Annotated in this window: 25 protein-coding genes and 1 tRNA gene; 12 read left to right on the top strand and 14 right to left on the bottom strand. The window is 65.0% G+C overall.

The annotated features are described in order from the left end of the window. Positions 1-90: 90 nt before the first annotated feature. Complete coding sequence (locus LY632_RS06285; RefSeq protein WP_234092948.1) at positions 91-972, top strand: OmpA family protein; 882 nt, start codon at positions 91-93, stop codon at positions 970-972. Positions 973-1,082: 110 nt separating this feature from the next. Here LY632_RS06285 and LY632_RS06290 read toward each other — a convergent pair whose 3' ends face one another. The 11 genes from LY632_RS06290 to LY632_RS06340 form a co-directional block, all read right to left on the bottom strand. Beyond that, on the bottom strand, positions 1,083-1,448 hold the full coding sequence (locus LY632_RS06290) for a PRC-barrel domain-containing protein (RefSeq protein ID WP_234092949.1): 366 nt from the start codon (positions 1,446-1,448) through the stop codon (positions 1,083-1,085). A 180-nt stretch (positions 1,449-1,628) separates the two neighbouring features. Further along, on the bottom strand, positions 1,629-2,660 hold the full coding sequence (locus LY632_RS06295; RefSeq protein WP_370636561.1) for a PhoH family protein: 1,032 nt from the start codon (positions 2,658-2,660) through the stop codon (positions 1,629-1,631). Positions 2,661-2,897: 237 nt separating this feature from the next. After that, positions 2,898-4,265: a tRNA (N6-isopentenyl adenosine(37)-C2)-methylthiotransferase MiaB gene (miaB, locus tag LY632_RS06300; RefSeq protein ID WP_234092950.1), complete on the bottom strand. Its 1,368-nt coding sequence runs from the start codon at positions 4,263-4,265 to the stop codon at positions 2,898-2,900. Positions 4,266-4,308: 43 nt separating this feature from the next. Beyond that, the gene (locus LY632_RS06305) at positions 4,309-4,770 is read right to left on the bottom strand and encodes a hypothetical protein (protein ID WP_234092951.1); all 462 of its coding nucleotides are present in this window, start codon (positions 4,768-4,770) and stop codon (positions 4,309-4,311) included. 5 nt (positions 4,771-4,775) lie between these two features. Beyond that, positions 4,776-5,576, bottom strand: a complete 801-nt coding sequence (locus tag LY632_RS06310; protein ID WP_370636569.1) for a lysophospholipid acyltransferase family protein — start codon at positions 5,574-5,576, stop codon at positions 4,776-4,778. A gap of 82 nt (positions 5,577-5,658) precedes the next feature. After that, positions 5,659-6,081: a Fur family transcriptional regulator gene (locus LY632_RS06315; protein ID WP_234092952.1), complete on the bottom strand. Its 423-nt coding sequence runs from the start codon at positions 6,079-6,081 to the stop codon at positions 5,659-5,661. A gap of 100 nt (positions 6,082-6,181) precedes the next feature. Further along, complete coding sequence (locus LY632_RS06320) at positions 6,182-6,622, bottom strand: MucR family transcriptional regulator (protein WP_234093166.1); 441 nt, start codon at positions 6,620-6,622, stop codon at positions 6,182-6,184. Positions 6,623-6,772: 150 nt separating this feature from the next. Next, the gene (locus LY632_RS06325) at positions 6,773-7,225 is read right to left on the bottom strand and encodes a GNAT family N-acetyltransferase (protein ID WP_370636562.1); all 453 of its coding nucleotides are present in this window, start codon (positions 7,223-7,225) and stop codon (positions 6,773-6,775) included. After that, positions 7,225-7,848: a tRNA (adenosine(37)-N6)-threonylcarbamoyltransferase complex dimerization subunit type 1 TsaB gene (gene tsaB, locus LY632_RS06330; protein ID WP_234092953.1), complete on the bottom strand. Its 624-nt coding sequence runs from the start codon at positions 7,846-7,848 to the stop codon at positions 7,225-7,227. The genes LY632_RS06325 and tsaB overlap by 1 nt, the downstream gene beginning before the upstream one ends. Positions 7,849-7,866: 18 nt before the next feature. Next, on the bottom strand, positions 7,867-8,475 hold the full coding sequence (locus tag LY632_RS06335; RefSeq protein ID WP_234092954.1) for a malonic semialdehyde reductase: 609 nt from the start codon (positions 8,473-8,475) through the stop codon (positions 7,867-7,869). A 23-nt stretch (positions 8,476-8,498) separates the two neighbouring features. Further along, complete coding sequence (locus LY632_RS06340) at positions 8,499-9,077, bottom strand: NifU family protein (protein WP_234092955.1); 579 nt, start codon at positions 9,075-9,077, stop codon at positions 8,499-8,501. A 79-nt stretch (positions 9,078-9,156) separates the two neighbouring features. Here LY632_RS06340 and LY632_RS06345 point away from each other — a divergent pair, with 79 nt between their 5' ends. The 6 genes from LY632_RS06345 (at position 9,157) to LY632_RS06370 (ending at position 17,652) form a co-directional block, all read left to right on the top strand. Further along, the gene (locus LY632_RS06345) at positions 9,157-12,171 is read left to right on the top strand and encodes a pitrilysin family protein (protein ID WP_234092956.1); all 3,015 of its coding nucleotides are present in this window, start codon (positions 9,157-9,159) and stop codon (positions 12,169-12,171) included. 106 nt (positions 12,172-12,277) lie between these two features. Next, positions 12,278-13,651: a class II 3-deoxy-7-phosphoheptulonate synthase gene (locus LY632_RS06350; RefSeq protein ID WP_234092957.1), complete on the top strand. Its 1,374-nt coding sequence runs from the start codon at positions 12,278-12,280 to the stop codon at positions 13,649-13,651. Positions 13,652-13,759: 108 nt separating this feature from the next. Next, the gene (egtB, locus tag LY632_RS06355; protein WP_370636563.1) at positions 13,760-14,992 is read left to right on the top strand and encodes an ergothioneine biosynthesis protein EgtB; all 1,233 of its coding nucleotides are present in this window, start codon (positions 13,760-13,762) and stop codon (positions 14,990-14,992) included. Continuing rightward, on the top strand, positions 14,992-15,981 hold the full coding sequence (egtD, locus tag LY632_RS06360) for an L-histidine N(alpha)-methyltransferase (RefSeq protein ID WP_234092958.1): 990 nt from the start codon (positions 14,992-14,994) through the stop codon (positions 15,979-15,981). The genes egtB and egtD overlap by 1 nt, the downstream gene beginning before the upstream one ends. A gap of 9 nt (positions 15,982-15,990) precedes the next feature. After that, entirely contained in the window at positions 15,991-16,929 is a 939-nt protein-coding gene (locus LY632_RS06365; protein WP_234092959.1) for an NAD(P)/FAD-dependent oxidoreductase, read from the top strand. A gap of 39 nt (positions 16,930-16,968) precedes the next feature. After that, positions 16,969-17,652 (top strand): TIGR02281 family clan AA aspartic protease, encoded by a 684-nt coding sequence (locus tag LY632_RS06370; RefSeq protein WP_234092960.1) that lies wholly within the window; start codon positions 16,969-16,971, stop codon positions 17,650-17,652. Between the two features lie 185 nt (positions 17,653-17,837). On the opposite strand, the gene LY632_RS06375 is transcribed toward LY632_RS06370, so the two are convergent. From LY632_RS06375 to yghU, 3 genes are all read right to left on the bottom strand, one after another. Then, positions 17,838-17,912: transfer RNA gene (locus LY632_RS06375), tRNA-Gln, on the bottom strand. Positions 17,913-17,980: 68 nt separating this feature from the next. After that, positions 17,981-19,366 carry an MFS transporter gene (locus tag LY632_RS06380; protein ID WP_234092961.1) on the bottom strand — a complete coding sequence of 462 codons (1,386 nt, stop codon included), beginning with the start codon at positions 19,364-19,366 and terminating at the stop codon, positions 17,981-17,983. Positions 19,367-19,399: 33 nt separating this feature from the next. Next, positions 19,400-20,254 (bottom strand): glutathione-dependent disulfide-bond oxidoreductase, encoded by an 855-nt coding sequence (gene yghU / locus LY632_RS06385; RefSeq protein WP_234092962.1) that lies wholly within the window; start codon positions 20,252-20,254, stop codon positions 19,400-19,402. 209 nt (positions 20,255-20,463) lie between these two features. Here yghU and LY632_RS06390 point away from each other — a divergent pair, with 209 nt between their 5' ends. From LY632_RS06390 to LY632_RS06410, 5 genes are all read left to right on the top strand, one after another. Further along, the gene (locus tag LY632_RS06390; protein WP_234092963.1) at positions 20,464-21,477 is read left to right on the top strand and encodes a DNA topoisomerase IB; all 1,014 of its coding nucleotides are present in this window, start codon (positions 20,464-20,466) and stop codon (positions 21,475-21,477) included. Positions 21,478-21,501: 24 nt separating this feature from the next. After that, positions 21,502-23,817, top strand: a complete 2,316-nt coding sequence (locus LY632_RS06395) for an NAD(+) synthase (protein ID WP_370636564.1) — start codon at positions 21,502-21,504, stop codon at positions 23,815-23,817. Beyond that, a complete protein-coding gene (locus LY632_RS06400) occupies positions 23,817-24,521 on the top strand; it encodes a hypothetical protein (protein ID WP_234092964.1) in 705 nt (234 codons plus the stop codon). Before LY632_RS06395 ends, LY632_RS06400 begins: the two co-directional genes overlap by 1 nt. Positions 24,522-24,631: 110 nt before the next feature. After that, positions 24,632-24,898, top strand: a complete 267-nt coding sequence (locus tag LY632_RS06405) for a hypothetical protein (RefSeq protein WP_234092965.1) — start codon at positions 24,632-24,634, stop codon at positions 24,896-24,898. Positions 24,899-25,000: 102 nt separating this feature from the next. Then, positions 25,001-25,888, top strand: coding sequence for a DMT family transporter (locus LY632_RS06410; RefSeq protein ID WP_234092966.1), 888 nt, complete (start codon positions 25,001-25,003; stop codon positions 25,886-25,888). Positions 25,889-25,903: the final 15 nt, after the last annotated feature.

Below are 25,903 nucleotides of genomic sequence, written 5' to 3' on the forward strand. Positions count from 1 at the left end.
AAATTCATCGCGGGGCCAAGCCAGGACCCGCCGCCAACAACCGTCCGGCGCAAGTCGCGGCGGCAATGACAAGTACAAGGAGTCGTACCTATGCGTAACACCACATTCGCCTCGAAGGCGGCATGCACCCTCGCGCTGATGGCTTTGCCGATGACAGCCAGCCTCTCTGCCCAGCAAGCCGAATTGCCGGCCCAAGGCAGCCAGATCACGGTCACCGGCATGGTCCCTGCCGACCTTGAAGGCATGCCGGCAGGTCCCGAAATCGATGGCTTCATCTCGGCCCGCAAGGGCGAGCGGATGCAGGTCACCACTGCCGAGGGCGTGAGCACCACTGTCGCTATCAGCGACGCCAGCCAGATCCGCGCTTCGGGCGGGTTTCTTGGCCTCAGCAAGGACAAGCTCGGTGCCGATGCGCTGCTGAACGGATTGCCGGTGACGGTCGAAACCGTCCAGTGGGGCAACACCCTGATCGCCAGAAAGGTGGCCGTGAAGAACCGCGATCTCAAAACCGCGCGCATGATCAGCACCGGCACCGCCCAGGGCTTTGCCGAACAGACCGCCGCAACCGACGCGCTGCGCAGCCGCGTGGCCGATATCGATAACTACAACGTCGTCGGCACTACCAATGTCTACTTCGATACCGGCAAGTGGGCGCTCTCGAGCCAGGCCCAGCAGGAACTCTGCGCCGCCGCGCAGCAGGCCAATGCGACCGACAACGCGCTGCTCCTGGTCGTCGGCTACACCGATTCGACCGGCAGCTACGAGATCAACCAGGAACTGAGCGAAAAGCGCGCCACCCGCGTGGTCAATTACCTGCAGCAGGCCTGCGGCTGGAAGCCCTATCGCATGCTGACCCCGACCGGCATGGCCGAAGCCGATCCGGCCGCCGATAACACCACCGACTACGGCAAGCAGCAGAACCGCCGCGTGGCGGTGAATATCCTCGTCAGCAAGGCTGTCGAAGGATTGTAGGGAAAGTCTGGGTGGCGGGCCTGCAGTCTGCAAGCTGACCATCTGCGATTACCGCCAGAGACCGACCCGCTCTCCTAGCCGGAGAGCGGGTCGCCCGTCCGGTGCCGACGTTACCAGTAGGGCGTAGCCACCCAGTAGGAATAGACCTGGGTCTGATAGTCGCGATCAAATTGCTGGTCGCGGTCGTTCTCGGAATAGGTCGGCGCTTCGCGCAACTGGTCTTCAGTCACGTCGAGCTTGTACCCGCCCACGTCCGTGTCATACTCGAGCTTCTCCCACGGCAGGCTGTGAAGTTCGCCGCCCATTCCCAAGAATGTGCCGACTGACACTTCGACATCACGGGCTTGCCCGCTCCTTTTGTCGAGCAGAATGCGCTTGACCGAGCCAATCTTGTCCCCGTTCTTGCCATAGACACTCGTTCCTTCGACGCGGTCGCTTTCAATAACGCTGCGTTCCCTTGTCTGTTGGTCTTGCATGAGATCCTTCTCCTTTTTGTCGTTTCCTCAGAAGAGGAGAGGTCACGGGGCCGGCCCGATCGACTCCTCATGGGAATCAATGGGCGACGACCACAATTGTGCCGAGAAAGATGCCGGACGGGCTAGGCGCAGGACGGGACGCAGATTTCCTGCCGAACCTTATGCAGGAAAGGATTGTCGCTAGCTGGGCATCCCCTCATAGGCCTCGACGATCCGGCCCACGATCGGGTGCCGCACCACGTCCGCTGCGGTGAAGCGGATGGTGCCGAAGCCTTCGACGCCTTCCAGCTTCCCGACCGCGTCGGCAAGGCCGCTCATGCGGTCGCCGCCGGGGATGTCGACCTGGCGCGGGTCGCCGCACACCACCATGCGGCTGTTCTGGCCGAAGCGGGTAAGGAACATCTTCATCTGCTCGCGCGTGGTGTTCTGCGCTTCGTCGAGGATGATGAAGCTGTCGGCCAGCGTCCGCCCGCGCATGAAGGCGATGGGCGCGATCTCGATCTCGCCCGATGCCAGCCGCCGTTCGACCTGCTCGGGCGGCATGCAGTCGTACAGCGCGTCGTAGAGCGGGCGCAGGTAGGGATCGACCTTGTCCTTCATGTCGCCGGGCAGGAAGCCGAGCTTTTCGCCCGCTTCCACCGCCGGGCGGCTCAGGATCAGCCGCTGGACACTGCCGGTGATCAGCTGCGCCACCGCCTGTGCCACGGCAAGGTAGGTCTTGCCGGTGCCCGCAGGACCCAGCGCGAAGATGATGTCGTCGCGGGCGAGGCTGCGCATGTAGACTGCCTGCGTCGCGCTACGCGGGACGATGGTCTTGCGCCGCGTGCGGATCATGATCGGCGGGCCGCCGTTGTCGCCCTCCATGATACCCGCCAGCGTTGGCTCGTTCGACATCACGATCATGGCCTCGATCGCACCGGCGTCGAGTTCCTGCCCCTGTGCCAGCCGGTCATACATCGATTGCAGCGTGTCGCGGGCGCGGGCGACGCTGTCCTCCGGCCCTTCGATCTGGACATGGTCGCCGCGCGCCGAGATGAACACGCCGAGCCGGTTCTCCACCTGCACCAGATTGGCATCGAACTGCCCGAACAGCGGGACCAGCAGCGACTGGTTGTCGAATTCCATATCCACCTTGGCCCGGCGGATCTCACGAAGCGGGACCGGATCGGGGGAGAAGCCCCGGTCGCCGGTGCGGGAAGGTTTACGGCCCATGCGGCTCCTTTGTTTGCGACTCGGATTCTAGGACAGAACGCACGAGACGCAAGGACGGGTGCCGAACGGGGTTGGGGAAAGTCACTGCGGTGTCATGCAAGTGCCGCGCGCAGCGCCTTTTCTGGTTCGCGCCCAGACGCCAAGAAGCCAAGAAAAGGTGCTGGGTAGCCGGCTCAGCACAACATCTTGGTTTTCTTGGCGTCTTGGCGCGAGATATGCCCCGGCAAAGCCGGGGCGTTACGCTGCCACAGTCGTGAGCAGCCGCCCGGCCAGCGAATTCGGTCCGGCCTCGACCAGCTCGACCTCGACCAGATCGCCAAGAGCGCAATCACCCCCATCGTCTTTGGCAAACCACACGCTCTGAAGCCACGGCGACTTGCCGAGCCACTGCCCCGGCAGCTTGCCCTTGCGCTCGACCAGAACCTCGCAGCGCCTGCCCACACTCGCCTGATTGAACGCGAGCTGGTCGCGGCCCAGGGCGGCTTGCAGCCGGGCGAGGCGATCTTCCATCACTTCCTTGGCGACCTGCCCCTCCATGCTGGCGGCAGGCGTGCCGGGGCGGGGGGAGTATTTGAAGCTGAAGGCCTGGGCGTAGCGGACTTCGCCGACGATCTTCAGCGTGTCCTCGAACTCGGCCTCGGTCTCGCCGGGGAAGCCGACGATGAAATCGCCGCTCAGTGCGATGTCGGGCCGCGCCGCGCGAAAGCGTTCGAGCAGGCGCAGGTAACTCTCCGCCGTGTGGCTGCGGTTCATCGCCCTCAGCACCCGGTCGTTGCCGCTCTGCACCGGCAGGTGGAGATAGGGCATCAGCTTGTCGACCTCGCCATGGGCGGCGATCATGGCGTCGTCCATGTCGGCCGGATGGCTGGTGGTGTAGCGGATGCGGGCGAGCCCATCCACGGCGGCGAGCGCCTTGATCAGGCCTGCCAGACCCTGCGCGCGGCCCTTGTCGTCCTCGCCGCGCCAGGCGTTGACGTTCTGGCCCAGCAGGGTGATTTCCTTGGCCCCGGCCTCGACCAGCCTGTGCGCTTCGGCGACAAGGTCCTTGTAGGGCCGCGAGATTTCCGCGCCGCGGGTATAGGGCACCACGCAATAGGTGCAGAACTTGTCGCACCCTTCCTGCACGGTGAGGAAGGCCGTAGGGCCGATCTTCCTGCGTGCGGGCAGGGCATCGAACTTGGCGATCGGGGGCATGTCGGTGTCGGTCGCGCGCTCGCCCCTGACCGCCTTGTCGAGCATGTCGGGCAGGCGGTGATAGGCCTGCGGCCCGACCACCATGCTCACCGCCGGGGCGCGGGCCATGATTTCCTCGCCTTCGGCCTGGGCGACACAGCCGGCGACCGCGATCAGCGGTTCCCTGCCCGCTTTGCGTCCCGCCTTCACCAGCCGGCCGATATCGGAATAGACCTTCTCGGCCGCCTTCTCGCGGATGTGGCAGGTGTTGAGCACCACCAGGTCCGCCTCCTCGCCCTCGGGCGCGGGCGTGATGCCCTTCTCGGCCAGGAGTTCGGCCATGCGCTCGCCGTCATAGACGTTCATCTGGCAGCCGAAGCTCTTGACCCGGTAGGTGCGCGGGTTCCTTGGGGGGGCGTCAGTAGGTTTCATGAGCGCGCGCCTTTAGGGCAAAAGCTGCGCCGATGGAACAGGCTTAGAAAGGCTCGAACCTCTCGTCCGCCACGGTCTTCGCATCGGTCATCCCGCCGAGCGGAGGCGCGGACATGTTCGACGGGATCGCCGCCATCGAGCAGAAATAACCCTGTTCCGCATAGGGGTGATCGGGGCCGTAGCCGATCACGGCGAACTCGTAGGTGTAGCCCGAATGGTCGATCCGCGCAGTGGCGGATACGGCCGTGGCGGAACGCTTCCACTGCACCGCGTCCATGTCGAACCGCAGCGATGGGTCGTCGAACACCCGCGCCAGCGGCTGCGCGAATTGTTGCGTTTTCGACCAGGTCGAGGGATAGCAATCGACCCCGTTCGGACCTTGCCCGAGCATTGTCTCGACCTTGTCGCGCGGTGTCGCAATGCGCGTGCTGCTCTCGCCGCTATTGGATTGGTCACCGCAACCGGCGATCATCGCGGCCAACACCAGGACAGGAAACAGTCGCACCGCCATCACTCTATCGGCACCGCCGGCGCGCTGTAGCGGACGGGCGGGACATCGTGCTGGAACGGGCGGACCGGGTGGCCGAGGCATTCCTCGAGCTTGGTCTCGATTTCCTCGCGCGCCTTGGCGGCGATGGCCTTGCGGCCACGATATTCCTCGGGGCTGAAGGGCTCGAGGAAATGGATGCCGAGCCGGAAGCTGCCCTTGCGGCTCAGTACGCGGCGGAAGTTGTTGATCCCGCTCTCGTTGCCGACCCAGCCGATCCATTCGGCCACCTCGCCGTAATCGAGCACAATTGGCTGCACCAGCACGCCGGGCGGCGGCGGTTCCAGCACGCTCAGCATGCTGCTCTTGAACGGCAGCAGCGAATGCCCATCGGTGGTCGTGCCTTCGGGGAAGACCGTCACCGACCAGTTGTCCATCAGCGCCTCGCGCAGGTGGTTGATCTGGTCTGCCACGCCCAGCCGGTTCTCGCGCTTGACGAAGACGGTGCGGTTGAGGCCGCACAGCCACCCGACCACCGGTGCTTCGGCCAGTTCGGCCTTGGCCACGAAGGCGGTGCCACTTGCCCCGGCGATGGTCAGGATGTCGACCCAGCTGACATGGTTGGAGATGAAGAACACATCGCGCCGCAGCGGGGTACCGTAGCGCTCGACACGCGCGCCGACGATCCAGCCGGTGATGCCAAGGAACCACATCGGGAAGGGAGAGCCGTAGGAGATAACGCGATATAGGTAATGCAGCGGCACGAAGATCATGATCGCGAGCAGGATCAGGAAAGTGCGGAACACGAACCGCATATTCCCCATCAGGCTGAGCGGGGTTTTCTCGCCGGTTGCTGCCGCCTGGCGCAGCTTCCACGCATTTTCGTCGAAGCTGGCGCTTCCCGGATCAGTCGTCACGGCCGATCCGCACCCCGTACAGTTCCATCCGGTGATCGACCAGGCGATAGCCGAGCTTTTCGGCGATCTGCTTCTGCAGTGCCTCCAGCTCAGGGTCGACGAATTCCACCACCTTGCCGGTTTCGACGTCGATCAGGTGATCGTGATGCGCTTCCGGCGCAGGCTCGTAGCGGGCGCGGCCGTCGCCGAAATCGTGCCGGTCGAGAATACCGGCCTCTTCGAACAGGCGGACGGTGCGATAGACCGTGGCGATGGAAATCTTGGGATCGACCGCGCTGGCACGTTCGTGCAGCAACTCGACGTCGGGATGATCTTCGCTCTCCGACAGCACCTTGGCGATGACGCGCCGCTGTTCGGTGATGCGCAGCCCCTTGTCGGCGCACAATTGTTCAAGGTCGATCCGTTCGGGCAAGCCCACTTTCTCCTGCAAAAAGGAAACGCCCCGCACCCTTATAGGGGCGGGGCGCTGCACTCAAGCGGGGGTTATCCCCCGCAGTCATCGGCAAAGCCGATTACGCGGACTTTTTCTTGCGGCCGCGCTTCTGGCCAGGCTGGCGACCGAGGCCAATCTTGACCGCGAGGTCACGACGGGTTTCGGCATAGTCGGGTGCGACCATCGGATAGTCGCCGGCAAGGCCCCAACGGGCACGGTATTCGTCAATGCTCAGGCCGTGTTCGGTGTTCAGGTGACGCTTGAGCATTTTCATCTTCTTGCCGCAATCGAGGCAGACGATGTGATCTTTCTTGACCGACGAGCGGATCGGCACGGCGGGGTCGGGACGCACTTCTGCCGGTGCGGGTGCGTGGCCGAGGCCCGCCAGGGCGCCGTATACGCTGGTAATCAGGGCAGGCACGTCAGCCACTTCTACGTTGTTGTTGCTGACATGCGCGGCGACGATGTCGGACGTCAACGTGATCAACGTTTCCGACATATCGGTTCCTAGTTCTTCCATAAGTTCCTCAACTTCTTTGCGATCGATATTTAGGTTCGGCTTTTGCCGTGCGACCCGCGCAAGGTCATGCGCCATGATTGCAGTCTTTTCAAGTGAAGCTTGGCGAAGAGAATGATCAATTCAGTCGAGATTGATCTGCACCGAAGCAAATTAGAGGATTTTTAGAAAGGTAATGGCGTCGATCCGCGTGCCATCGCCGGCAGTATAGTAGCCTTTGCGGCGGCCGATCGGTGTGAACCCCTGGCGCTGATAGAGCGAAACGGCCGGATTGTTCTCGCGCATTTCGAGAAACAGCTTGTCCGCCCCGCGCGCGCGCGCGTCACCCGCCAGCAGGGCGATCATGCGCGCGCCCAGGCCCCTGCCGCGCAATTCGGGCTTCGTCGCGATCAGCAGCAGTTCCTCTTCGCCCGGCGCGGCGCGCACCATGGCAAAGGCGGCGGCGTCGGTATCTTCGACAGGTTCCGCACCGGCGGCATCGAGCAGCCGGTAATGCGTGCTCGACATCATCAGCGAACCTTCCACTTGCCGTCTTGTCCAGGCCTCGCCCCACTGCGGATCGAACGCGGCCTCCATGACAGCCATGATCCGGTCGATATCATCCATTATCGCGCCACCTGCGCGGCCGGCTTGGCATCGGGCGCGCGGCCATAGATCGGCTGGATCTGCGGGCTCAGCAGGCTGTCGGGCAGGTCGAGAGCGTGGCAGGCGTCGGGATGGAGCTGATACGCAGAGCCGCTGCCGCGCCGCTCTACCATAGCTTCGGCCTGCGTCCCTGCGACCAGCGAGGCGCCGGCCGCTAGCGCCGCTTCTTCCGGCACCAGCGAGGCGACTGGTGCGAGTGGCTCGCCATTCGCGGCAAAGGGCTGGACGAACCATTCGCCATGCCCGCCGTTCATCGCCACATCGACTGGCTGCGCCCCCGCTTGCGCGCGCGCCATCGTCGCGACCAGCGCCAGTGTCGGATAGCCCAGCACCTCGGCCCGCCACACCAGCGCCAGCGCGCGGGCGGTGGCGATGCCGATGCGGATGCCGGTAAAGCTGCCGGGTCCGAGCGCGACGAGGATCCGCTCTGCCTGTCCCTTGTCAGGTAGGGCCTGGACCATCGGCACCAGCTGTTCGGCATGGCCGCGCCCGAGGATGCGGTGGTCATGCGCGACAAGAGCCGCGCCGTCGAACAGGGCGATCGAGCAGGCTTCGGTCGAGCAGTCGATGGCGAGCGTTTTCATCGTCCCGCCGGTAACGCCTCAGGCGAAGCGCGTAAACTTGCCGAATTCGGGGCGCGGGCTGCGATCGAAGATGGTCGAGGGATCCCCATAGCCGATCGAACAGATCCAGTCGGCCTTCACCTGCGGCTCTTCGGCGAAGAAATGCGCCGTCACACCGTCGAGATCGACGCCCGACATCGGCCCGCAATCGAGGCCCAGAGCACGCGCGGCGATGATCATGTAGGCACCCTGCAGGGCCGAATTGCGCTTGGCCCCTTCAATCCGCCCGGCTTCATCGCCTTCGAACCAGCTCTTGGCATCGGTGTGCGGGAACAGCCACGGCAGTTCCTCGTGGAAGTCGATATCATAGCCGATGATGACAGTGACCGGGGCGGCCAGGATCTTGGCCTTGTTGCCCTCCGATGCCAGCTCGGCCAGCTTGGCCTTGCCATCGTCGGAGGTCACGAACACCAGCCGCGCTGGCTGCATATTGGCCGAAGTCGGCCCCATCTTCATCAGGTCGTAGATCCGCCGCAGCTGGTCTTCGTCGACCGGCTTGTCGAGCCAGCCGTTGTAAGTCCGGGCTTCGTTGAAGATCTGGTCGAGCGCTGCGTCGGACAGCACAGGGTCGTGAAACTGCTGGGTCATGGAAATCCTCGATTGGTCGGAAATCAGGCTGCGCGGACTTCAACGACTTCGGGGACGTAATGTTTCAGCAGGCCCTCGATCCCCTGCTTGAGCGTCGCGGTGGAGGAGGGGCAGCCCGAACATGCACCCTGCAGTGTCAGATAGACCACGCCATCCTTGAACCCGCGATAGGCGATATCGCCGCCGTCGCCCGCCACCGCCGGGCGGACGCGCGTTTCGAGCAGCTCGTTGATCTGCTCGACAATGTCGGCGTCGGCCGGGTCCGCCTCGAACAACAGCGCATCTTCCGCCGGAACCGAGATCCCGGCTGCGCTGCCGCCTGCGAAAAGCGGTGCTTCGCTGACGAAGTGGTCGAGCAGGACCGAGACGATTTGCGGCTTGAGGCTGGGCCAGTCGACGCCCGGAGCCTTGGAGACGGACACGAAATCCCCGCCGAAGAACACATTGGTCACTTCGCCCGTGTCGAACAGAGCCTGCGCCAGCGGGCTGGCTTCGGCCTCCTCGGGTGTGGTGAATTCGCGCGTCCCGCCCGGCATCACCTGCCGCCCGGGCAGGAACTTGAGCGTGGCGGGGTTCGGGGTCGGTTCGGTCTCTATGAACATGACTAGGATGTAGGGACGGGGCGGCATCGCGGCAAGCTATTCACTGTCCCTTCACCTCAATCGTTCCTATAGCGCCGGTATGAGAATTCTTTCGCGTGTCGCACGGCCGCTTGCTTTCATCCTCCCGCTCGTTTTGGTGGCCGGTACCGTCCAGGCCGAGGAAGCCCCTGCACCCCGGAGCGAGGCGCAGCAGCCCGCCGAGGCCAGGAACGCGCCGCCCCCGGCAATGCCGCGCCCGGCCTCGCTGCAGGGCGACAAGGAAGTGCCCTGGCTCTACAAGGGCTCCAACGTCCCGGTCGACCGCGAATGGAAGTTCGGCGAACTCGACAACGGCCTGCGCTATTCCGTGCGCGAAAACGGTGTTCCGCCGCAGCAGGTTTCGATCCGCATCCGCATCGACGCCGGCTCGCTGCATGAACGCGACGAGGAGCGCGGCTATGCCCACCTGCTCGAACACCTGCTGTTCCGCGAGAGCAAGTACCTGGGGCCGGCACAGGCGATCCCGACCTGGCAAAAGCTGGGTGCGAGCTTTGGCAACGATACCAATGCCATGACCACCCCGACCCAGACGGTCTACCAGCTCGACCTGCCCGAAGCGTCGCCGGAAAAGCTGGAAGAGAGCTTCAAGCTGCTTTCCGGCATGATCCGCGAACCGGTGCTGAGCGATGCCAACGTCAAGGCCGAAGTGCCGATCGTGCTGGCGGAGAAACGGGAAAGCGGAGGGGCGGCCGAGCGTGTGGCCGATGCCAGCCGCGCAACGCTGTTCGCGGGCCAAAGGCTCGCCGACCGTTCCCCGATCGGCACCGAGGCGACACTCAACGCTGCGACCGGCGCGGCCGTAGCGGACTTCCACCGCCGCTGGTATCGCCCGGAAAAGACCGTGATTGCGGTGGCCGGCGATGTCGATCCGTTGGTGCTGGCCAGCCTGATCGAGAAGTATTTCGGCGACTGGAAGGGTGTGGGCAAGGGCGCTGTCGAGCCCGCGTTCGGCGACCCGCGTGCGCCCAGGGGCACAAAGAGGGCCAAGGGCGTGGTGCCGGTCGGCGATACCGCCGTGCTGGTCGAGCCCGACCTGCCGCGCAGCTTCCGCTACGGCATCATGCGTCCATGGCGCCCGGTGCAGGACACGATCGTCTACAACGAGGGCCTGCTGATGGACGGGCTGGCGATGGCGTTGATCAACCGGCGCCTGGAATCGCGGGCGCGGGCTGGGGGCAGCTATCTCTACGCCCAGGTCGAGCAGGAGGATGTCAGCCGTTCGTCCGACGTTACCTGGGTCAGCTTTGCACCGCTCAGCGAGGACTGGCAGACCGCGCTGGCCGATGTGCGCGGCGTGATTGCCGATGCGCTGGCCAATCCGCCGACGCAGGAAGAACTCGACCGCGAAATCGCCGAATTCGAAGTCGCGTTCGTCGCCAGTGTCGAGGAAGCTCCCGTCGCTCCGGGCGCCAAGCTGGCTGACAATATCGTCAACGCGGTCGACATCCGCGAGACCACCGCGTCGCCGCAGACCGTGCTCGACATATTCCGTGGCATGGCCGAACGGGCGACCCCCGAGGCGCTGCTGGCGCGCACGCAGATGCTGTTCAAGGGCGATGTGGTCCGCTCGGTCTACCTGACCCCTGCGACAGGTGAGGCCGATGCCGCGACCATCGCCGCAGCGCTGCGCGCCAAGGTCGAGCCCGATGCCAGCGCCCGTTTGGCAGCCAAGACGATTTCCTTCGAAGACCAGCCGGCGATCGGTACCCCGGGCACGGTGGCGGCCAGCGGTGGCCTGGGCATCCTCGGGATCGAGGCGCTCGCGCTCGACAATGGCGTACGGGTCCAGCTGTGGCCCAACGATGCCGAGCCGGGCCGGGTCGCGGTCAAGGTCCGCTTCGGGACCGGCTATCGCGGCTTCACCGCCGAGACCGCGCCCTATGCCTCGCTGGGATCCATGGCGCTGATCGGTTCCGGCCTCGCCGACCTTGACCAGGAAGACCTCGACCGCATTTCGACCGGGCGCAAGCTGGGGTTCGATTTCACCATTGGCGACGCAAGCTTTACCTTCGATGCGCAGACCCGCAACGAAGACCTGGCCGACCAGCTTTACCTGTTCGCGGCCAAGCTCGGCATGCCGAAGTGGGATCCCAACCCGGTGATCCGTGCGCAGGCAGCCGCGCGCCTGGCCTATGAATCCTATGCCGCCAGCCCGGCCGGGGTCATGACCCGCGACCTCGATTACCTGCTGACCGCGAAGGACCCGCGCTTTGCTACGCCTGACCCGGCCACCATTGCCGGGACCACGCCGGAAGGTTTCCGCGAGGTGTGGGAGCCGCTGTTGAAGCAGGGGCCGGTAGAAGTCATGATATATGGCGAATTCGACCGCGATGCGGCGATCGAAGCGCTCAAGAAAACCTTCGGCGCGCTACCGCCGCGCGATCCGATTCCGGAGACTGCAGCCGGGGCGGTCAAGGCCTTCCCGGCGCCCGGGGAGACGACGGTCCTGACCCATCGCGGCGATGCCAACCAGGCGGCAGCGGTGGTGGCCTGGCCGACAGGTGGCGGGATCGAGGACGTCCGCACCTCGCGCCAGCTCGAAGTGCTCTCGCGCCTGTTCAGCAACCGCCTGTTCGACTCGATACGCGAAAAGTCCGGCGCAAGCTATGCGCCCTTCGTCACCACCGACTGGCCGATCGACATGCCGCAGGGAGGGACCATCACCGCGATGGCGCAGGTCAGCCCGGACATCGTTCCGACCTTCTTTGCCGAAGCCGACGCGATCGCCGCCGACCTTGCTGCCAACCCGCCGAGCCAGGACGAGCTCGACCGTACCATCGAGCCGCTGCGCCAGCTGCTCAACCGGGCTTCGACCGGCAATGGTTTCTGGATGTGGCAACTCGAAGGCGCGACCTATGACGAGCGGCGGGTGAAGGTGGTCCGCAGCCTGCTCGATGACTATACCGTCATCACGCCCGCAGAGGTGCAGGCGCTGGCCCAGCGCTTCCTTGCCGCGCGGCCGGGATACCGCCTGGCGATCATTCCCGAAGGCCAGGAACTGGCCGAGGGCGGCGTGCCGGCATCGCAAGGAATGGAAGCCAACGCGGGCCGCTAGGTCGCTTCACTGAAGCGTTCTTGGGGGCGGCCAAGCTTTAATGTGCTTGGCACGCGGGCGCTCGACACCGTATCGAGGCCAGCCTGCATTGGGAAAGACTGGAAGTATGGCCCGTAACTGGACACCGGACAGCTGGAAGAGCTTCGAGGCACGGCACCTGCCGGCCTATGAGGACACCGCTGCGCTCGCGGCGGCAGAGAAGACGCTGGCCAACTATCCGCCGCTGGTGTTTGCCGGTGAGGCCCGCGCGCTGAAGCGCGACTTGGCCGAAGTGGCCGAGGGCCGAGCGTTCCTGCTCCAGGGCGGCGATTGCGCGGAAAGCTTCGCCGAGTTCCACCCCAACAACATCCGCGACACCTTCCGCGTCATCCTGCAGATGGCGGTGGTGCTGACCTTTGCCGGCAAGCTGCCGGTGGTGAAAGTCGGCCGCATGGCCGGCCAGTTCGCCAAGCCGCGCAGTTCGGACACCGAGACGCAGGACGGCGTGACCCTGCCGAGCTATTTCGGCGACAATGTCAACGGGATCGAGTTCGACCCGGCCATCCGCCGCAACGATCCCGAACGGATGGTGAAGGCCTATTCGCAAGCCGCCGCGACGCTCAACCTGCTGCGGGCCTTTGCCGGCGGTGGCTACGCCAATCTGCGGCAGGTGCACCAGTGGACGCTCGACTTCATGGGCCGCAGCCCGTGGGCCGACAAGTTCGCCGCGCTGTCCGACCGGATCAGCGAAGCGCTCGACTTCATGGAGGCCTGCGGGGTCGATCCGGCCACCGTGCCGCAGCTGCAGGGCACCAGCTTCTACACCAGCCATGAGGGACTCCTGCTCCCCTACGAGCAGGCGCTGACGCGGGAGGATTCGCTCACCGGCGACTGGGTCGACACCAGCGGCCACATGATCTGGATCGGCGACCGCACCCGCTTCGAAGGCAGCGCGCATGTCGAATTCGCGCGCGGTATCATCAACCCGCTGGGCGTGAAATGCGGGCCGAGCCTGGAGCCGGACGTGCTGCTGAAGCTGCTCGATGATCTGAACCCCGCGCGCGAGGCGGGGCGGATCACGCTGATCGCCCGGTTCGGGCATGACAAGGTCGAGGCCGGCCTGCCGCGCCTGCTGCGCGCCGTGACCCGCGAAGGGCATCCGGTGGTGTGGAGCTGCGACCCGATGCACGGCAACGTCATCAAGGCCGAAAGCGGCTACAAGACCCGCCCCTATGACCGGATCAAGGCCGAAGTGCGCGCGTTCTTCGATGTCCACCGCGCCGAAGGCACCCACCCGGGCGGCATCCACCTGGAGATGACCGGGCAGGATGTGACCGAGTGCGTCGGCGGTGCGGTGGCGATTGCCGACGAGGATCTGGGCGACCGGTACCACACCCATTGCGACCCGCGCCTCAATGCTGCGCAATCGATCGAGCTGGCGTTTGCGATTGCCGAAATGCTGCAGCTGGCGGCGAAGGGGCAGCACGCCGACGCGGCCTGATTTCAGCCCAAGTCGTCCTCACCACGGAACCGATCGGGGCCGAAACCTTTCATTTGTAACCGATACCCGTCATCATGCGGAACATCGGTCAGCAACTGGAGGCACATCTTGGCCCATGCCAAGCCGCACGAACCGGCCTTGTCCCACGGCGATCTCGCCGGGCGTTTTCGCGCGGCCCGCGCGCTGACCGAAGCGCTGGCTGCTCCGCTGTCCGAAGCCGATGCAACAATCCAGTCGATGGACGATGCTTCGCCGACGAAATGGCACCTGGCGCATGTGACCTGGTTCTGGGAGACCTTCCTGCTGCGCGACCATGTGGCGGGCTATCGGCTGTTCGACCAGCAATGGCCGTTCCTGTTCAACAGCTATTACGAGGCCGAGGGCAAACGCCATGCCCGCGCGCGGCGGGGAATGATCACCCGCCCGTCGCTGGCCGAGGTGCTGGCCTATCGGGCGCATGTGACCGAAGCGATGGAGCCAATGCTCGGGCGCGAGGAGCTGCGCTGCCTGATCGAACTCGGCATCGCGCATGAGCAGCAGCACCAGGAATTGCTGCTGACCGATATCAAGCATGCGCTTGTCCAGAACCCGTTGGGACCGGCGATGTGGGATGGCACATCGAACTCTTCGCAAGCGCGTGAGCGACATTGGCACGCCCACCCCGGCGGCATCGCTTTGGTCGGGCATGAGGGAGAGAGCTTTGCCTTCGACAACGAGGGCCCGCGCCACCGCGTGCTGCTCGAACCCTTCGCGCTGGCCGGCACGCTTGTGACCAATGCCGAGTGGCAGGCCTTCATCGACGATGGCGGCTACCGCACCGCATCGCTGTGGCTCTCTGACGGCTGGGCGTGGGTACAGGCGAACGGTATCGCTGCCCCCGATTATTGGGATGAGGACAAGCATTTCACACTGAAGGGCTGGCAACCGCGCGAACCCGATGCGCCCGTGACGCATATCTCGTTCTACGAGGCCGATGCCTTCGCCACATGGGCGGGCGCGCGGCTGCCGACCGAGTTCGAATGGGAAGCCATTGCGCAGTCCCATGACCCGGCTGGAGGCAACCAGCTCGATGCCGCCGGTCCAGTCGCGCCCTTGGGCTCCGACAGCCTGTTTGGCGATTGCTGGCAATTCACCCGCAGCGCCTATCTGCCCTATCCCCGCTACCAGCCCCCGGCGGGGGCGGTAGGCGAATACAACGGCAAGTTCATGAGCGGGCAGGTGGTGCTGAAGGGCGCCAGCTGCGCCACGTCGCGCGGCCACTCGCGGGCGAGCTATCGCAATTTCTTCTACCCCCACCAGCGCTGGCAGTTCACCGGCCTGCGCCTCGCCAAGGACGCCTGATGCCTGCTTCCAAGAACGACCTGCGTCTCGTCGATCTCGACGAGGAAGGCGTCGACAAGGCCTTTCGGGCCGATGTGCTTCAGGGCCTGTCGGAAGCCCAGAAGGCGATCCCCGCCCGCTGGCTCTACGACGATGCCGGATCGCAGCTGTTCGAGGACATTACGGGGCTCGGGGAATATTACCCGACCCGCGCCGAGACGGAGATACTGGCATCGCGCGGCGCGGAATTCGCGCAGGCGATCGGACCGGGCCGGGCGGTGGTCGAATTCGGCAGCGGCTCCTCCGTCAAGACGCCCCTGTTGCTGAGCCAGATCGATCCCGCAGCCTATGTCCCGCTCGATATCGCGGGCGACTTCCTGCGTGCTTCCGCGGAGGAACTCGGGGCGAAGTTCCCAGGGCTGCCGGTCTATCCGGTCGAGGCCGACTTCATGCGCCGGGTCGAACTGCCCGAAGCGGTGGCTGACCTGCCCAAGCTCGGCTTCTTCCCGGGTTCGACCATCGGCAACATGGTCGCGCGCACTGCGGTCGATCTCCTTCGCACCATGCGCGAGACCCTGGGCGAGAGCGCCAAGCTGCTGATCGGCATGGACCTGGTGAAGGACCCGGCGGTGCTCGTTGCCGCCTATGACGACGCCTGCGGGGTGACGGCCGAATTCAACCGCAACCTCGCCCGCCGCATCAACCGCGAGCTGGCCGGGACCATTCCGGTGGACGATCTGCGTCACGAAGCCCGCTGGATCGATGATTTCGCCCGGATCGAGATGCACCTGGTGGCGCAGCGCGATATCGCTTTCGAAGTGGCCGGTCGTCGTTTCACCATGGCCGCGGGCGAGAGCATCCATACCGAGAACAGCCACAAGTTCACTCGCCGCAGCGGCAATGCCATCCTGCTGGCGGGCGGCTGGACCCCGGTGCGCCGCTGGCTCGACGGCGAGCAAAGGTTCAGCCTGATCCTGGCAGAGGCTTCCATCCCGCGCAGCGCGCCCTAATAGGGCTGCATGAGCAAGAGCATCGCGATTATCGGCGCCGGCATGGCCGGCCTCGCCTGCGCCATGGAACTGGCGCGCCTCGGTCACCGGCCCATGCTGTTCGACAAGGGGCGCGGCCCCGGCGGTCGCATGGCGACCCGGCGGGTCGAGATCGACGGAGCAGAGACGCGCTTCGACCATGGCGCGCAATATTTCACCGCCCGCGACCCGCGCTTCCTGCATGCGATCGAGGGCTGGCATAGCGCGGGCTATGTCGCCCCTTGGCCCGCGGCAGGCGAAGGCGCCTTTGTCGGCACGCCCGGCATGAACGCTCCGCTCAGGCAGATGGCGCAGTTCTTCAATGTCCAGTGGGGCATGGAAATCGATGCCGTTCTGCACGACATCCATACCTGGCACCTGCGGACCGGGACCACCATCTTCCGTGCCCAGCAGCTTGTGTGCGCAATTCCGGCGGAGCAGGCGGCCAAGCTGCTGGCAAAGGAAGCGCCCGATTTCGCTGCCATCGCGGGCCAGGCGAAGTCGCAGCCGTGCTGGGCGCTGATGGTCCGCTTTGGCGCGAAGCTTGACCTTGCCGATTGCTTCCGGGGCGAGGACATCGCCTGGGCGGCGCGCAATTCGTCCAAACCGGGGCGGGGCGACGGCGAGGACTGGGTCCTCCACGCCTCGCCGGCGTGGTCGGCGCAGCATCTGGAACTGTCGCCGGAGGAGATCGTGCCGCTGCTGCTGGCGGCCTTCTTTGCCGAGACCGGCGCTGCGGCGGAGGAACCTGTCCATGCCGCTGCGCACCGCTGGCGCTACGCCATGGTCGAGCGTGCCGAGGGTTCGCCTGCCCTGTGGGACCCGGCGCTCGAGCTCGGCGTTTGCGGTGACTGGCTGGTGGGACCGCGGGTCGAGTCGGCCTTCCTCAGCGGTCTGGAACTGGCGCAATCGATGGTCGGGAACGCCTAGCCCAAGCCGTTCATGGAATTGCCAAGCGCAAGCGCCTATATGGGCGCTGTGAACACCGATGCCCTGATCGACGCCTTCGCGCATTTCGTTGCCACCACGCCGCGCAGCACGCTGCTTATCGCGGCGCTGTTCGCGCTGGTGATCGGCTGGGTCGGCAGCCTGATGATCCGCAACAAGGTCCCGCTCGGCTGGCTGGTGCGCGGCTCCAGCACCATGGCGATGGTCGGTATTTTGTCCATTGTAGTGTTGCAGTTTGCCCGCTTCGATCCGCGCTTCGACATCGCCATGGCCGATATGGGCCTGGCCGAGCAGGTTGTGGAGGGTCGCGAGACCCGTGTGCCGCTGTCGGCCGACGGGCATTATTGGCTCCGCGCCAGTGTCAACGGCACCGAGGCGCGCTTCATGATCGACACCGGGGCGACGCTGACCACGATTTCCGACAAGACCGCTGCACAGGCCGGGGTGACCCCGCGCGAAGGGCACCCGCCGATTACGCTGAGCACCGCCAACGGTACCATCCAGGCTCCCATCGGAGTGATAGAGGAATTGCGTTTCGGCAATGTCGCCGCGCGTGGGCTCGATACGGTCATCGCGCCCAATATCGGAGACATGAACGTAATCGGGATGAACCTCTTGAGCCGTCTTGCCGAATGGAAGGTGCAGAAAGGCGTGCTCGTTCTGGTGCCGAACAACCCGCAGCCTGAGGTGACTTTCGGGCAATAGGCGGAAGGTGCCAACGCCGGGCACTTTTGACATTCGGATGATGGCGTGCCGGAAGCGAAGCTGGCCATCGGCCAATATGGTGGATTTTCGTGACCCGGAGCGCAGCGTGCATACGGCACGTGAGCACCGGAAGCGCGGAAAGACGCCATTTGCAGGCCGCCAGGGCCGGATGTCGGAAATGCCCGTGGCTGGGGTGGCAGGATTCGAACCTGCGCATGGCGGTACCAAAAACCGCTGCCTTACCGCTTGGCTACACCCCAATGCCGGTGGCCTCGAACGGGCCGTGGGCGCGCTCTATAGCGGGGTTGGCGGGGATGTGAAGGGGGCTTTAGCCGGTAGGCGCGCGGCGCGCGGACAACTCTTCCTCGAGCTGGGCAATTGTCTTGCGGTCCAAGCGGTAGAACAGCATCGCTATCGCCGCCGGGACCAGGGCCGCTGCCGGGATCAAGGCAAAGGCTGCCTCGACGCCCCACAGCGCCGCGGGTGACTGTCCGAGGCCATCTGTCACGTCGAAGCCCGTCAGTCCCATGGCAAAGCCGGGCATGGCCGATCCCAGTCCGACCCCGACCTTGACAGCGAAGATCGAGGCCGAAACGACGAGACCCGTCATCTGCAGCCCGCTCTTCCAGTCGACATACTCGGCGATGTCGGTGAACATCGAGAAGGCGCATACCATCAGCACGCCGAACCCGATGCCGACGAAATACTGCACCAGCGTCTGCGGCCAGACGGCATCGAGCGGCATCAGGTAGAACAGCATGATCGCGGTCAGCTTGAGCAGGCCTGCCGCGATGATCAGGTCCCGTTTCTCGAACCGCTTTTGCAGCTGGTTGCCCAGGATGACCCCGGTAATCTGGCCCAGCGCCAGCGTCGTCAGGAACAGGCCGAGCCGGTCGAGGAACAGGAACACCGGCGTCCCGTCATCGCCCGCGACATATTTGAACCAGAACTTGGCGCTCGCCGCGCGACTGGCGATGGCGAGCACGGCCAGGATCGCCGCCGCGGCCACCGCCAACCACGGTCCGGTTCGCACCAGCACCCGTACATCGCCCCAGACGGTGCCGTTGACCGGGGCAGGGGGGATGCGCTCTTTCGTGGTGGCAAAGCTGGCGTAGATGCAGAGGGCCCCGAGAACCGCGATACACACCATGGTCAGCAGGATGCCGCGGGCCTCGTCCCCGCCGCCCAGTTCGCGCACCAGCGTGGTGCCGAGGACACCGAGCATGATCCCGGCGAGCGAGGAAAAAACCATGCGGAAGGCGGTGACGCTGGCCCGCTCGCTGGCGCTGGGCGAGATGACGCCGAGAAGCCCCGAATATGGGACATTGACCGCGGTATAGGCCAGCATGGCAAGGCCGTAGGTGACATAGGCCCAGGCCAACGCCGGCCCCGGTGCAAGGTCGGGCAAGGCGAAGACCAGAACCCCGGTCGCGCCAAAGGGGATGGCGCCGAACAGCAGGTAGGGGCGATAGCGACCCCAGCGCGTCCGGGTGCGGTCTGCGATCGCGCCCATCATCGGGTCGGTCACCGCGTCGATCAGCTTGGAGATCAGCAGCATCAGCACGATCGCCGCCGGGGCCACTCCGCCCAGCTCGACGAAGTAATAGAACAGGAACACCCCGAAGAAATTGAGATAGAGGCCGGAGGCGAGATCGCCCACGCCGTATCCCAGCTTCTCGGCGAGGCCGATTTTCTCGTGCTGCTGCTTTGCCAAGCGGGCTCCTCTCCCTGTCGGCCCTGTCCCCGCTTAGTAATCCTTGCCTTCGAAATCCGCTGCCGAATGGCGTTCGAGCAGCTTCTTGCTGTCGTCGCCCATCGAACGGTTGACGATCTGGCCACGCCGCACAGCGGGCCGCTCGGCAATCTCGTTGACCCACCGGTTGACGTGCTCGTATTCGTGGACCGAGAGGAACTTGCCGCCGCCATCATAGGCGAGGTTCTTCACGAAGATCGCGAACCACGGATAGGTCGCGATGTCGGCGATGGTGTAATCGTCACCGCCAAGGAAGCGCGTTTCCGCCAGCCGCCGGTTGGCGACATCGAACAGCCGCTTGGTCTCCATCGAATAGCGATCGATGGCATATTCGATCTTGATCGGGGCGTAGGCGTAGAAATGGCCGAAGCCACCGCCGATGAAGGGCGCGCTGCCGACTTGCCAGAAGAGCCAGCTGAGCACTTCGGCGCGAGCGGCGGGTTCGGTCGGCAGGAAAGCGCCGAACTTTTCCGCCAGGTGGACCAGGATCGCGCCCGATTCGAAAATGCGGAACGGGGTCGGCCCGCTGCGGTCTTCCAGCGCGGGAATCTTGGAATTGGGATTGAGATCGACAAAGCCGCTGGTGAATTGCGTGCCTTCGCCGATATTGATGATCCAGGCGTCGTATTCCGCGCCGCTGTGGCCGAGCTCGAGCAGTTCCTCGAACATGATCGTGACCTTGACCCCGTTGGGGGTGCCCAGCGAATAGAGCTGGAACGGATGCTCGCCGACCGGCAGCGCCTTGTCCTCGATCGGCCCGGCGATCGGCCGGTTGATCGCGGCAAAGCGGCCGCCCGATTCCTTGTTCCAGGTCCAGACCTCGGGCGGGGTGTATTCGGCATCGGCCATAATGTGCGGCTCCTCTGTCAGTGTCGTTCCTAATGGGTTGCAATCCGCAATGCCTCAAGGGAAGGTGACAGCAGATTTTCTACTAGGTCTGGTAACGAAGGGGCGCAGGTGCTGGATCTCGCCCTGGCCGGCCTGCGGCAATCGCTCGTCGCACCGGACCACGAAGGAATAGCGCGGAACCACTTCGCTTCTCGCGCAGTTTCGCCTTCATGGCCACTGCCCCCACCAAGCTCGTCTATGTCGATGACAGCCTGCCCGGCATTACCCGCAAACGAGCGGGCAAGGGGTGGGCCTATTACGATCCACAGGGCGGGTTGATCACCGGGTCGGCGGAACGCGCCCGGTTGAACGCTATCGCCTTGCCTCCCGCCTATCGCGACGCCTGGTTCTGCCCGGCGGCCAACGGTCACATCCTCGCCACCGGCTATGATGACAAGGGCCGCAAGCAGTACCGCTACCACCCCGATTTCAGGACCATGAAGGAAAGCGAGAAGTTCGACGCCTGCCTCGCCTTCGGCAAGCTGCTGCCGCTGGTGCGCAAGCGGGTCGAGGAAGACCTGGCCGAGCGCAAGCTGACCCGCGAGCGCGCCATCGCCAGCGTGGTGCGCCTGCTCGATCTCGGCGCGGTGCGGGTCGGCAACGAAGGATACGCCAAGGCCAACGCCAGCTTCGGCGCGACAACCCTGCGCCAGCGCCATGCCGAAGTGACCGCAAAGACCTTGCGGCTGCGCTACAAGGGCAAGGGCGGCAAACTGCAGGACGTGACCGTCACCGACAGCAGCCTCGCCCGCGTGGTGCGGCGGATGCAGGACCTGCCCGGCCAGCACGTGTTCCAGTATGTCGACGAGGACGGCGATCTCCAGCCGGTCGGCTCGGCGGACGTAAACGAATATCTGCGCGAGACCATGGGCGAGGATTTCACCGCGAAGAATTTCCGCACCTGGCATGCCAGCGTTGTCGGCCTGACCTGCCTGTACGAAGCGGACGGGAAGGTGCCGTTGAAGCACATGCTCGATTGCGTCGCCGGCAAGCTGGGCAATACCCCGGCGATCGCGCGCAAGAGCTACATCCATCCGGCCGTTATCGCTTTGGTCGAGAAGCAGGACAGCTGGCGTGAAGATACCGGCCTGCCTCGCGCGACACGGTGGTTGACCCGCGAGGAGAGGGCCCTGCTGGATTTGCTGGAAGAGGCCCCGGCGGCGCAAGAACTGCTTGCAGCCTAGTATCCTTTAAGGATACTGGAGGTCATGCACAAAGCCGGCCAGAAAATCCGCGCCTGGCGCGAAGCCCACAATCCGCCCCTTTCCGCCGAGGAATTCGGCGAACGCTACGGCGAACCCGAGCCTTGGGCCAGCCGCACGGTCTACGGATGGGAGGCGAAGGGCAAGATCGCCCGCCCGCTGGTGCAGAAGCGGCTCGCCGAGCTGGGCATTTGCGAACCGGCGGACTGGGTCGAATCTGTCGGGAATACCGGTGAGGCGCAGAAGGCGTCGAGCGCAGGCGGGGGCTATTACGACGGGGGCTTTTACGACATGCACCGCCATGGCTTCGTGCGGGTGGCGACGAGCACTCCGCAACTGCGCACGGCCGACGTCGCCTACAATCTCTCGGGAACGTTGGCCGAGGCGCGCAAGGCGCATGATAGCCATGTCGACCTGCTGCTCTATCCGGAACTGGGCCTCAGCGCATACGCCATCGACGACCTGCACCTGCAGCAGGCGCTGCTCGATGCGGTCGAGCGGGCGGTGGGCGAACTGGTCGAGGCCAGCCGCGACTTCACCCCGGTGCTGGTTGTCGGCGCGCCGCTGCGGCGGGGCGGCAAGCTCTACAATTGCGCGCTGGCGATTGCGGGCGGGCGGCTCTTGGGGGTGGTACCCAAGAGTTTCCTGCCGAACTACCGCGAATATTACGAGAAGCGCTGGTTCGCCCATGGGCGCGGCTGCACCGGGCTGGAGATCGAGGTAGCGGGGCATACGGTACCCTTCGGCACAGACGTCATCTTTGCGGCAGAGAACCTCAATGGCTTCACCTTCGGGATCGAGATTTGCGAGGACTATTGGTCGCCGCAACCGCCGGGCATCATGGCGGCGCTGGCCGGGGCGACGATCGTGCTCAATCTGAGCGCATCCAACATCACCGTCGGCAAGTCGGACGAACGGCACCTGCTCGCTCGCGCCTCCTCGGCGCGGGGGCTATGCGCCTATGCCTATTCCGCCAGCGGGCACGGCGAAAGCACCACCGACCTCAGCTGGGACGGGCAGGGCATGATCTACGAACTGGGCGATTTGCTGGTCGAGTCGAGTCGCTTCGATCTCGAGCCCGAGCTGTGCGTAAGCGATGTAGACACCCAGCGCATCCTCTCCGAACGCATCCGCAACGGCACCTTCACCGATGCTGCCGAACACGAAGGGCGGCCCGAGAACACCTATCGCACGATCCGCTTCACCCATGCGGCCAAGTCCGGCGATATCGGCCTCGTCCGTCCCGTCGCGCGCTTTCCCTTCGTTCCCGCGCGCCAGCACAGACTGGACGAGGATTGCTACGAAGCCTTCAACATCCAGGTCGACGCGCTGATGCGGCGGATCGAGGCGACCAAGCCGCAGAGCCTGGTGATCGGCATTTCTGGCGGGCTCGACAGCACCCATGCGCTGATTGTGGCCGCCAAGGCCTGCGACCGGCTCGGCCTGCCGCGTACCGCCATTCGCGGCTATACCATGCCCGGCTTCGCTACTTCGGAAGGCACCAAATCCAACGCCTGGAAACTGATGCGGGCGATGGAGATCACCGCCGACGAGATCGACATCAAGCCGACCGCGCTGACCATGTTGGAGAACATCGGCCACGCCTTTGCGGATGGCGAACCTGTGTACGACACAACCTTCGAGAATGTGCAAGCGGGGCTGCGGACCGATTACCTGTTCCGCCTCGCGGGCCAGCACAAGGGCTGGGTCGTCGGCACCGGCGATCTGAGCGAACTGGCGCTCGGCTGGTGCACCTATGGCGTGGGCGACCATATGAGCCATTACGGCGTCAACAGCGGCGTGCCCAAGACGCTGATCCAGTACCTCATCCGCTGGACCGTGCAGACCGGTCAGTTCTCCGATGAAGCGAGCGCGGTGCTGAGCGCGATCCTCGATCAGGAAATCTCGCCCGAACTGGTCCCCGCCGGGGCCGACGGCGCGATCCAGAGCACCGAAAGCATCATCGGGCCTTACGAGCTCAACGACTTCTTCCTCCACCACATCATCCGCTATGGCCAGAGCCCCAGCAAGGTGGCGTTTCTGGCGTGGCACGCGTGGAAGGATGCCGAGGCCGGGCTGTGGCCTGCCGGCTTCCCGGAGGAAGCCAAGGGGCAATACACGCTCGCCACCATCCGCCACTGGCTGGAGAAATTCCTGTGGCGGTTCTTCCAGTTCAGCCAGTTCAAGCGCAGCGCGCTGCCCAATGGGCCGAAGGTCAGCGCCGGCGGCGCGCTCAGCCCCCGCGGCGATTGGCGTGCGCCGAGCGATGCAGTGGCCGAGCTGTGGCTGGCCGAGCTGCGCGACAATGTGCCGGAGGGGTGATGATCACTCCGCGCGACCCCGAATATGCCGAAGCCAAGCTCTACAAGCTGGGCAAGCGGCGAATGGTCCCGCCCTTCTCCTCGCTCGCGGAGTGGATAGAACAGCAATATGGTGTCCTGCCGCTGCAGGTGAGGCTCGATCCGCCCGGTGATCGGCCCATGACGCGATACCGACTCGATGTGGTGCTCGATACGGAGGACGACCGGGCTCTGTTTCGCTCAGGCCTCAATTACGACCCGGCCAAGCAGGCGGCCATCGGCGAACAATTCCTCGCCCTGGTGCGAGAGGTTGAGGATTCTCGAGGCGCCCTGAGCAGGCTCATTCTTTTCGGCAGAACCCGAATCTCCATGCCGAGTGGGATGGAAGAGCTGTTCGTGGCCTTCAGCGCGTTCGAGGCTGTCGCGCGGATCGAAGCCAATTACGCTGTCACGGGCCTGGAGCGTGAGCAGTTGGCGCAGGAGCTCGGGCTCTGGAAAATCCATGCGCAGTTCGAAGGCGTAACCTTCATGTTCGAAACCGACCGCGAGGCGGAGCAGGCTCAAACCAACGGGCTCGCGGACGAATGCCGCAGTCGCTATGCCGAACTGCTGAAGCCGCACGATGCCTTCGGCTATTTCGCGCGCAAGCCGATCTGGTCAAAGTGCGACAGCCGCGAAACCTTCGAGCGCGACTACAAGGGCAACTGGTTCTTCTACACCCGCTGACAGCTAAATCGTCGGTTTCCTGAACGGCGGCTGCTAACACTTCTAACAGACCGTTCAGTCGCACAGTGCTGAAACCGTCCCCGGGTCGCGCGGATCAGGGGAACGCGTTTATGCACATCAGAGGGAAAGTCCTGGCGGTTTCGGGTGCAGCACTGCTGCTGTCGGGCTGCACCGCGGCGGAATGGGAAGCGCTGGCGGTGGGGTTGTCGGTAGCGGCGATTGCGGCGAGCGAGGTGGCTGCGCAAAGCGCCAACCAGTCGATCTCCTGCCCTTACGGCCAGCACATCGAATACGGCTATGACAGCTACGGCAACGAGGTGGCCTTCTGCATCGACGACCAACCTTGGTCGCAGGAGCAGTCGCAGCAGCAGAATTAGCGGGGGGCGCTCCCAACAGTTTTTCCGCCCGCTGCTGTTGGCGGCGGGCTACAGGCGCGATACCCCGGCTGGCAGACCGTAACGCGAGCGCCAGCCGATCCCATGAACCCCTCCAGCTTTGCCATCATCATGGCCTGCAATGTGGTGTGGGCGCTCAACGTCATTGTCAGCAAATGGGCGGTGGACGATTACGCCGTGCCGCCGCTGTTCTACGCCGCGCTGCGTTCGCTGGTGGTGGTGGCGGCGCTGGTGCCGTTCCTGCGGAAAATGCCGGCGGACCCGGTGCGGGTCATGCTGATCGGCCTTGCCATCAGCGGCGGTTCGTTCGGCCTGCTGTTCATCGGCCTTCAGACCGCCAGTCCGTCTGCCGCCGGGATCGTCAACCTCACCGGCGCGCCGCTGACGGTATTGTTCGCGATTGTCATCCTCAAGGAAGAAGTCCGCTGGCGGCGCATGCTGGGCATGGCGCTGGCCTTCGGCGGTGTCGCGCTGGCAGTCGCATCACCTGCGGGCATGGAGAGCGGAGTAGGGTTGCTCTATGTCTTTGCCGGGGTGGTGGTCGGTGCGCTGGGGGCGGTGTTCTTCAAGCGGATCACCATCGGCGCGGTCGAGATGCAGGCTTGGGCGGGGCTGGCCTCGGTTGCCTTCCTGTTCCCGATCTCGTTCGGGTTGGAGAGCGGGCAGTTTGCCGCCGTGACTGCCGCGCCATGGGAGGTACTGGGCTGCGTCGCCTTTGCCGGGCTGGTGGTCTCGGTCGGGGCGCACTCGGCCTACTACCACCTGCTCCAGCGCCATGACGCCAACCTGCTGGTACCGCTGACGCTGATGACGCCGCTGCTGACCATCGGCTTCGGCGCGTGGCTGACGGGTGATCCGATCGGGCCGCGTCTGTTGATCGGGGCGGGGCTGGCGATTGCCGGGGTGGCGATTATCGTGATCCGGCCGAGCCGGGCGATCTTCAAGCCGCTGCTGGTGCGGGTGCGGTTCTAGGGGCCGCACCCGCTC

It is taken from the genome of Erythrobacter sp. SDW2 (assembly GCF_021431965.1).
Classification (GTDB): Bacteria; Pseudomonadota; Alphaproteobacteria; order Sphingomonadales; family Sphingomonadaceae; genus Parerythrobacter.